Annotated in this window: 3 protein-coding genes; all 3 read left to right on the top strand. The window is 32.9% G+C overall.

Annotated elements, in window-relative coordinates:
* Positions 1 to 500 precede the first annotated feature (500 nt).
* The 3 genes from F6K22_RS30360 (at position 501) to F6K22_RS30350 (ending at position 4,227) form a co-directional block, all read left to right on the top strand.
* Positions 501 to 701 (top strand): hypothetical protein, encoded by a 201-nt coding sequence (locus F6K22_RS30360; protein ID WP_293106791.1) that lies wholly within the window; start codon positions 501 to 503, stop codon positions 699 to 701.
* 1,360 nt (positions 702 to 2,061) lie between these two features.
* Positions 2,062 to 3,267, top strand: coding sequence for a response regulator (locus F6K22_RS30355; RefSeq protein WP_293106788.1), 1,206 nt, complete (start codon positions 2,062 to 2,064; stop codon positions 3,265 to 3,267).
* Between the two features lie 423 nt (positions 3,268 to 3,690).
* A complete protein-coding gene (locus F6K22_RS30350; protein ID WP_293106786.1) occupies positions 3,691 to 4,227 on the top strand; it encodes a hypothetical protein in 537 nt (178 codons plus the stop codon).
* The last annotated feature ends 1,119 nt before the right edge of the window (positions 4,228 to 5,346 follow it).

Here is a 5,346-nt window from a genome sequence, read left to right as displayed (position 1 = left end):
TCATTCAATACAAGTTTTGGGTTTGAGATAAAACAGTTATTTAGGGTTTGCTGATTAAATCTGAAAGTATTGACAGATAGATAAAGATTTGAGTGATTTTATGTCCGGCAAAACTGGGAGCTTTTCGGTTGAAGCGAGCTGAAAAAGTGAGCATTTTAGGGTAACGCAAGGCAGAAAAATCACTCTTACTATTGTTTCGAGCACCTTCTGTGTAACTCCTATTTCTCCTGACTCTTTACTACTCCCTACTCCCTACCTCAACAAAAAGACTTTCCATACGCAAACCCTATTTTAAAGACTATAGATTTTGGCCATTTAATCTTATCCTTACTATGCTCAGATTTTTTTGGAACCGTAGTAGCACCTCTAGCTTTATTTTGTCGGAAAGTTTGAGGCAATATAGACTTCTCCCCTATAGCAGAAGTCAGAAGTTATAAGTTATAGGGCGCAAAGTTAAATTCTTGCTGTAACTAAATTTGAGAGGAGCGAGAATGTCCAGGATGATTTTTCGAGCCCATAGTTGGGAAATCTCCCCATCACCCCATCACCCCATCACCCCATCATCCCATCATCCCATCATCCCATCACCCCATCACCCCATCACCCCATCACCCCATCTCCGAATCTCCGAATCTCCGAATCACCCCACCTCCCCATCTCCCCATCAGAAAAGGTTCTTAGGAGTTCCTTATAAGGAATAGCTTTCAAAGGAGGGGTTAGGTTTTTTTACTCACAATTGAACCTAAAACCTAAAACCTTTTTTAATAGTCTAAGATTTGATACTCTCAACAGGTATTTTTTACTATTTTGCCTTTCTCAAATTTCTCAAGTTCACCCTATGGCCAAGTGAATTTATTTCAGTTAAGTAGAACTTATGGTAAAGTTAATTTATATAGTTCTAAAATTATTTTATTCATATTGTTTAAAATTCATTTTTTTCAATGTAAAACAGGAAACAGGGAATTATATAGATAATTATAGATAGATGAAATGATTGATTGACTTATCTTTTTAAAGGCTTGAACTTTGGTTGTAAAAATCATTCTGATATTGTTTTCTTAGTCAGAAAAATTATTGGCAAAAAATGGTGTTTTATCTTACTTTAAATATCTCACCCTTCTGAACGGTTTTGAAAATAAAGTAATTCATTAATGGATAATGGATAATTGATAATTACAAGAAGGTTAAAACCGCACGGGAATTGAATATAAGGAATATTGTCTTTGTTTTCCCCTATCCAAGGGGAGGCTTTAAACCATAATTATTTAATTATTAATTATTAATTATTAATTTTTCGGTAAGTGCTTAAGCAAAATTAATTACTATTATTTATTCCCTGTAATTTCTACAGCATCAGCTTTTTAGCTTCAGAGTATGTGTAATTAATTTTGCATGACTACTCAGAGCAAGCTAAAAAAAGACATTGCTGGGATATTTAGCCACAAAATGCCTCAAAATAATCATATACCTGACTTTTGAGCTAATTTACAATTTGATATGTATAGCAATCCTAAATGATTTGTGAAAATTTTTAGAATAGTTAATATTAACTAAAAACCTTGAAAATTATGACTCAGTCCTCCTGAATCCTGACTCCTAATACCAATTCACTTTAAAGATGTCACAAATAGTTTCCAACTTTAAATGTCAAATAATTGCCTCAAACCTTTCTCTTATCAAAGTTTTTAGCCTATCCAATCTAACTTCTGAATTCTGAATTCTGAATTCTGTGAAATGGTATAAATACCACCAAAATATTACAACTGAAATAGGATTGCTATAACATACAAAATTTACCGAATAATTAATAATTACTAATTAAATAATTCAGCTTACTCTGCCTCCCCTTTCAAAGGAAAAAAAGTGCTAGGATATTTCCTGATATTCAATCAATAACGGTTTTAACCAGAGGTAATTATCCATTATCCATTATCCATTATCAATTATCAATTAATGAAAATGCCCTACTTAAATGCCAAAATAACCATAAATATTATTTGTTTAGTCTTAAATTTTATTTCCTCTAATTCTTGATTCTGTATGCAATTGGTACAAAAAAAAATGAACACTAATGAAAATAGCAATAATAAACTTTTTAACTTGCTCCTCAATCAACTACCCAATCAATTTACAGGTAAGTTAGAAATAAAAAGTCATCGCCACAGTTGGATACTATTTTTCTGTATAGGTCGTCTAGTTTGGGCTATAGGTGGAGCACATTATAATCGGCGATTTCACAAAATATGGCATCAATTTTGTTCTAATATTTCTCTAGACAAAATTAAGTTCCGAGAAGGAGATTATACGATTTGTTATTACTATCATATTATGTCTGTTTTATCGAGGCGAAAATCATTAACTCCCCCTCAAACAAAAGCAGTAGTATTGGCAAATTTAAAAGAAGTTTTATTTGATATTCTACAGGAACAATCCCAACAAGAATTAACCTATAATTTATCTGATGCAGGATTAGATAAATCTTTAATCCTCATGTCTACAGTGATTCCAGCAGAAACTATTCTTCCGCCTATTAATAAGTTATGGCTGGAGTGGGAAAAATCTAATTTAGCTCCATATTCTCCTAACCTAGTTCCTGTAATCACAAATGCTAAACAGTTACAAAAAGTAGCAAAAAATAACTCTTATAATACAATTACGAAGTTAGTTGATGGCAAACACTCACTTCGAGAAACTGCTGCTTTGGTGAACAAAGATTTGCGCCAGTTAACTTTATTTTTAATCCCTTATATTAGGAATAAATTAATTGAGTTACAGGAAGTTCCAGATAAAAAACGTTTAGAAGGAAGTCCTGGATTAGAGCCAGATGTTGATACAGCACCATCTCCTACTAAACCTCAACCATTGATTGCTTGTGTAGATGATAGTAAAGAGATGTGTTATCTATTAGAGAAAATTATGAATAAGGGGGGTTATAGATTTCTTGGAATTCAAGACTCTATTAAAGCATTAGTCATGATTATTGAAGCTAAACCAGATATAATTTTCTTAGATTTAATGATGCCAATTGCTAATGGTTATGAAATTTGTACTCAACTCCGACGAGTACCTATGTTTGAGAATACACCAATAGTTATATTAACTGGAAATGATGGAGTTGTAGATAGAGTTCGAGCAAAAATGGTGGGAGCTACAGGGTATTTGACTAAACCTATTGAACCGAAAAAAGTTCTAGCTTTAGTCAAGCGATATTTACAAAATCCTCCATCTCCTGATGCTGAAATTAAATCTGATTCATCAGATTTATAATTGAGTTGGAGAATAGAGGAAGATGGGGGGATTGGGAGATGGGGAGATGAGGAGATGGGGAGATGAGGAGATGGGGAGATGGGGGGATTGGGGGATTGGGAGTAAAATTACGGAAAATCCTAATTTTTCAATACATTTACTTTTCCGAAATATTGATTCAATGAAAATTATATAACTTATCTCTTTTGTCAAGTTTTATCTCAAGAAAGATGTTTATAAAGGATAGCTTTGAAAAATGAGGTTTAAATGAATATAGACTTTAACGACTTTTATCGTAATATCATGTGCGGTTGAATACTTACACTTTGGAGGAAGGAAAGCAGAAGGGAAAGAAATCTTCAAAGGGAGAAAGTTTTTTTATCACTGATTATTCGGATAAATTAAAGCTACAATAAATGCTCAAATCTATGAACAAATAATTTGATGGTGAGAGAATTTATTGTATACGCTTGTCCAGTCGGTCAACTTAACAATCAACTAGAGAAATATTTCACTACCACTTGTGCAGAATGTGGTGAAAATGCTGCTCATAAATATATGCCTCACTGTACCTTGACAGGTTTTTTTCAGGATGAATTAACTGCCATTCCAATTTATATTCAAGCTTTAGACAATGCCTTGAAAAATTCTTTAACAACGCGCCCTAGTCAACCCATTATTGTTGTAGATATGGAGTTAAAAGCAGATTTTCATTATCTCAAAATAGAATCAATTTGGATAGAAAAACTTATTGCTAACTTTGCCAATACTGCTAGCTCACCCACTCGTACTAATCAGTTACGCCTCAAAAATAACTTACATCTCAGTTTAGCCTACAAATTTCCATTAAAACAACAACAAATTCTCGCCAAAATAGCAAAAAAAATTATCAATCCTCAAGCAGAAGTATCATGGGAATTACGATTTTATGAACGTCATCCCAATAACTCTTGGACTTGTCATCAATCTTGGCAACTTTGAGTAGGAAGTGAATAGAGATGACACAAATATTATTGCTTAAATAAATAGTATTAAACGATTTTTATACCAGTTGAAAAAATAATGCTATATTAACTTTTTTTATTTTTATTAGGTAGGGGAGTTGTCTGATTAGCAACCTACTTCTATTTCAATTTTGAAATTATATAGGAATGAGGATTTATTAACTTCTAGATTTCCTGCACAGAAGTACTTCAGTGCAATACTCTTAGATAAAAACTTTGGATCTTATTTAATTTTCATTCCATATTGGTTGAGACGCTTACTTGGAAGACAAGAGAGAAAGTAGATAAGCAAGAAAATTAAGTAGCTTATAGCAGTTTTCATTCATATTGACTACAAAACTTTTGTTTATGAATGTAGAATCAATGAATGTAAAATTCAGAATTATTAAATTAAGGAATTATAGCAGTTTTCCAAAATGTTGACGCCAAAACTTCTCCCCTCTCTGTGGCCTCAGCATAAGTACCTTCAAGCCAAAATCTCTGTACTCTATATTAATCAAAACTGCTATCATAGTTTTGTAGATAATTTTACCGTAACTATCTTTTTGGAATTTGTAATAATCTCATTTTTATATATAACAATTCCCATACTAATAAGGTAAAAAATTATAGGTTTTAGGGAACACTTAACTGGGAATAAGGAAAAGCGAATAGAGAATAGGTTTTAGGGAATAGAATATAAATAAAGATAAAAGATAGGTTACCTCATTAGCCTAGTAAACGCTATAAATCCCTACTAATTGTAGAATTTAGTAATTAGTCTTAAGATAGTAATTAACAAATACTAACAACAAATTTTTTCTTAATCATCTTCCTTACCGAATAATTAATAATTATTAATTAAATAATTCAGCTTACTCTGCCTCCCCTTTCAAGGGGAAAAAGCGGTCGAGGGATGGCGAGGTCTCCTCGCCATATCCAATCGACCAAGAGAGCGGTCGGAAAGCGGAGCATTCCCTCAGGATGGGATGGCGAGGTTTCCGTTCCCTCCGGGACGCTACGCGTTTTGCTCCGCAACATGTAAAGTGAAGCTTTGCGAAGCGCAAACGCTTGCCTCCAATCGACCAAGAGAAAAGTGCTAGTATATTTCCTTATA

The sequence above is a fragment of the Okeania sp. SIO2F4 genome, from assembly GCF_010672385.1.
Lineage (GTDB): Bacteria > Cyanobacteriota > Cyanobacteriia > Cyanobacteriales > Microcoleaceae > Trichodesmium.
This window is presented reverse-complemented; position numbering and strand designations above follow the sequence as displayed.

Coding starts and splice junctions, on each gene's coding strand:
- F6K22_RS30360 (WP_293106791.1), top strand. CDS start 501: ATGATTTTTCGAGCCCATAGTTGGGAAATCTCCCCATCACCCCATCAC.
- F6K22_RS30355 (WP_293106788.1), top strand. CDS start 2,062: ATGAACACTAATGAAAATAGCAATAATAAACTTTTTAACTTGCTCCTC.
- F6K22_RS30350 (WP_293106786.1), top strand. CDS start 3,691: ATGGTGAGAGAATTTATTGTATACGCTTGTCCAGTCGGTCAACTTAAC.